Here is a 4,044-nt window from a genome sequence, read left to right as displayed (position 1 = left end):
CTGAACCACCTTGGACGGATGGATGTTCTTGTTGGTCCAGTCCATTTCAGAGACGTGAACCAGACCTTCGACACCCTCTTCCAGCTCGGCAAAGCAGCCGTAGTCGGTCAGATTGGTGACGCGGGCGTTGACCTTCATGCCTTCCGGATAACGGTCGACGATGTTGACCCACGGATCTTCGCCCAGCTGCTTCAGGCCCAGAGATACGCGGTTGCGCTCGCGATCGAACTTGAGGACCTTGACGTTGATCTCGTCGCCGACAGCCACGATCTCGCTCGGATGCTTGATTCGCTTCCAGGCCATGTCGGTGATGTGCAGCAGGCCGTCGACGCCACCGAGGTCGACGAACGCGCCGTAGTCGGTGAGGTTCTTGACGATACCGTTGATCTGCTGGCCTTCCTGCAGGGTCGCCAGCAGCGCCTCGCGCTCGGCGCTGTTCTCGGCTTCGAGAACGGCACGGCGGGAAACGACGACGTTGTTGCGTTTCGGGTCGAGCTTGATGACCTTGAAGTCCAGCTCTTTGTGCTCCAGGTGCGCGGTATCGCGTACCGGACGCACATCGACCAGCGAGCCCGGCAGGAAGGCGCGGATGGAGGAGACGTCGACGGTAAAGCCGCCCTTGACCTTGCCGTTGATCACGCCCTTGACGATCTCGTCCTTCTCGAAGGCCGCTTCCAGTTCCTTCCACGCTTCGGCGCGCTTGGCCTTCTCGCGTGACAGGCGGGTCTCGCCGAAACCGTCTTCGACGGCTTCCAGCGCCACCTTGACTTCGTCACCGACAGCAATGGTCATTTCGCCATTGTCGTCACGGAACTGCGCCGCGGGGATCTGCCCCTCGGACTTCAGACCGGCGTTGACGGTGATCCAGTCGCCTTCGATGTCAACCACGGTCGCCATGACGATGGCACCGGGTTCCATGTTGATGTCCTGGAGAGACTGTTCAAACAACTCAGCAAAGCTTTCGCTCATGTGATTCCTACGTGATCAACGTTGATGACGGTTGTACCGTCTTCCTCCGTACCACCAGCGAGCACGGGCCTTATCGACATATCCCTGGGGATGTTGGCGCTGGTTCGACCTGCAGCGACTTTTCAGTCGGGTCGTTGCACGTCATGACATCTTGCCAGGGGCCCCGGGAGCGGAAGTGCGTCGTCGGCTTCTGCCGGAGAGCCGACCTGAAACCGGTGGGTCTCAGGCGAGCTTTCTTTCGGCGAGCAGCGTTTCGATACGCTCCACGACTTCCGGTATATCCAGTTGCGTGGTGTCCAGCTCGACCGCATCTTCAGCGGGCTTGAGCGGGGCCACCGAGCGCTGCATATCGCGCGCGTCGCGCGCTTGGATTTCTTCCAAAAGGGTCGAGAGTCTAGCATCTTCGCCCGCCTGCTGCAATTGCAGCAGGCGTCGACGCGCCCGCTCCTCGGCGGAGGCGGTGAGATAGATCTTGAGCGGTGCATCGGGGAAGACCACGGTCCCCATGTCACGTCCATCGGCGACCAGCCCCGGCGTCTTGCAGAAATCGCGCTGACGCTGGAGCAGCGCGGCGCGGACCGGCGGCAGCGCCGCTACCTGGGACGCCGCGTTGCCGACGCTTTCACTGCGAATCGCCGTGGTCACGTCGTCGCCTTCCAGCAGGATCTGCATTGCCCCATCCTCGACGGCGAACACCACGTCGAGCTCCTGGGCCTGCACGGAGAGCGCCTCGGCATCGTCGACCGCCACGCCATTGCGCATCGCCGACAGCGCCGTCAGGCGATAGAGGGCACCGGAGTCCAGCAGGTGCCAGCCCATGTGCTCGGCGATCATGCGGCTGATCGTCCCTTTCCCGGCCCCGCCCGGGCCGTCGATGGTCAGAACCGGCGCCACTGTCGTCATGCCGATACCTCCGTCAGCTCGAGTCCCACCTTGTTGGCCAGCGCGACGAAACCGGGGAACGACGTCGCCACGTTGGCGCAGTCGTCGATCGCTATCGGTCCGCCGGCCCGCAAGGCGGCGACGGTGAAGGCCATGGCGATGCGGTGGTCACCGAGACTGTCCACCTGCCCGCCCTGATAATTCGGGCCCTCGCTGACACTACCGACCACATCGATACCGTCATCGTAGACGGTGGTCTCGACGCCCAGAATCTCGAGGCCATCGGCCATCGCCTGGATGCGATCGGACTCCTTGACCCGCAGCTCCTCGGCCCCGCGCAGACGGGTCGTGCCCTCGGCGTTGGCCGCGGCAACGAACAGTGCCGGAAACTCGTCGATCGCCAGCGGCACCTGATCGACGGGAATGTCGATACCCTTGAGCGGTGCATAACGAATGTGCAGATCGGCCACCGGCTCGCCGCCGACTTCGCGCGGATTGTCCAGACGCAGATCGGCGCCCATCAGCTTGAGAATGTTGATCACGCCGATGCGGGTCGGGTTGACGCCGACGTGCTCGAGCACCAGATCGGAACCCGGCGTGATCGCTGCCGCCACCAGGAAGAAAGTGGCGGAGGAGATATCGGACGGCACGTCGATCGGCGCACTGGTCAACGCCCCGCCACCCTGCAATGTCGCCAGGTCGCCAGCGCGATCGACCTTGTAGCCGAAGCCGTTGAGCATGCGCTCGGTATGGTCCCGGGTGGGGGCCGGCTCGCGCACGCGGGTCTCGCCCTCGGCGTAGAGCCCCGCCAGCAACAGGCAGGACTTGACCTGGGCGCTGGCCATCGGCATGTCGTAGTGGATGCCTTTCAGCGACTGGCCACCGTGGATCCGCAGCGGCGGTCGCCCACCTTCCGCGGTGTCGATCCTCGCCCCCATAAGCCGCAGCGGGTCGGCAACCCGTGCCATGGGACGCTTGGTCAGCGAGGCGTCGCCGGTCAACTCGGTGTCGAAGGCCTGTCCCGCCAGCAGGCCGGCAAAGAGCCGCATGGCAGTGCCGGAGTTCCCCACGTAGATCGGACCGGCTGGCTTTTTCAGCCCGTGCAGGCCCACGCCATGGATCGTCACCCGCCCCTGGTGCGGCCCCTCGATGGCGACACCCATGTCGCGGAACGCCTGTAGCGTCGCCAGGCTATCCTCCCCCTCGAGGAAGCCCTTGACCTCGGTGACGCCATTGGCCAGTGCGCCGAGCATGATCGAGCGGTGAGAGATGGACTTGTCGCCGGGAACGCGAATCCGGCCGTTGACCGAACCGCCGGGCGACACCCGGTACTGAACCTGTCGTGCTTCCATGGTCTGATAACTCGTCTGATTCAACAGCGTTTCAAAATAGTGCCTGGCGTGACTGGCGCGATCGAACGTGCCCAGCATGGCGTCGCTGTCGCCCTGCTCGACGGCCGCCCGCAATCGCGCCAGGCCGGTCTCGAAATCATCCAGCGCACCCAGCAGCGCATCGCGGTTGGCGGTGAAGATATCGCGCCACATCACCGGATCGCTACCGGCGATCCGGGTGAAATCCCGAAACCCGCCGGCGGCGTAGCGGAATATCTCCAGCCGCTCGTCCTGGCGGGCCAGCGTGTCGACCAGCGAGAACGCCAGCAGGTGCGGCAGATGGCTGGTCCGCGCCAGCACCTGATCGTGCCGGTCCACCGGCATCTCGAGCACTTCCGCCCCGCAGCGTTGCCAGAGCGCCCGTACCGTGGCGATGGCTGCCGGCGTGGTGTCAGCCTCCGGCGTCAGGATGACCTTGTGATGACGGTAGAGCGCCGGGTTGGCCGCGGCCACGCCGCTTTTCTCGGAACCGGCAATGGGATGGCCCGGAACGAAATTGACCGGCAGACGACCGAAGGCTTCCCTCGCCGCCTCGCAAACGCGGCGCTTGGTACTCCCGACATCGGTCAGCACGCGATCGCCGAGGACCGGGGCCAGTTGCTCGAAAACCCGACCCATGGCCAGGACCGGCACCGCTACCACGACGAGGCCACTCTGGGCGACCAGCGCCGCGAGATCGCTGCCCCCGTCGTCGATCACGCCCATCTCGAGGCCGGTGTCGATCTCCTCGAGGTTGGGGTCGCAGGCCAGTATCCGCCCACCATAGCCGCCGGACTTGAGCGCGGCGGCCAGCGCGCCGACG

At 65.0% G+C, this 4,044-nt stretch carries 3 protein-coding genes; all 3 read right to left on the bottom strand.

The window, feature by feature from the left end; all coding sequences use genetic code 11:
- A partial coding sequence (locus AC3AYF_RS18865) for a 30S ribosomal protein S1 (RefSeq protein ID WP_487780184.1) occupies positions 1-969 on the bottom strand: 969 nt, incomplete at its 3' end.
- Between the two features lie 222 nt (positions 970-1,191).
- Positions 1,192-1,872, bottom strand: a complete 681-nt coding sequence (gene cmk, locus AC3AYF_RS18860) for a (d)CMP kinase (protein ID WP_295041169.1) — start codon at positions 1,870-1,872, stop codon at positions 1,192-1,194.
- Positions 1,869-4,044, bottom strand: a 2,176-nt coding sequence (locus AC3AYF_RS18855; RefSeq protein ID WP_487780183.1) for a bifunctional prephenate dehydrogenase/3-phosphoshikimate 1-carboxyvinyltransferase, incomplete at its 5' end; no start/stop codon positions are given. The genes cmk and AC3AYF_RS18855, both read right to left, overlap by 4 nt.

The organism is Salinicola sp., assembly GCF_982684285.1.
Note: the sequence above shows the minus strand (reverse complement) of the source record. Positions and strands in the feature narration are given on the sequence as shown.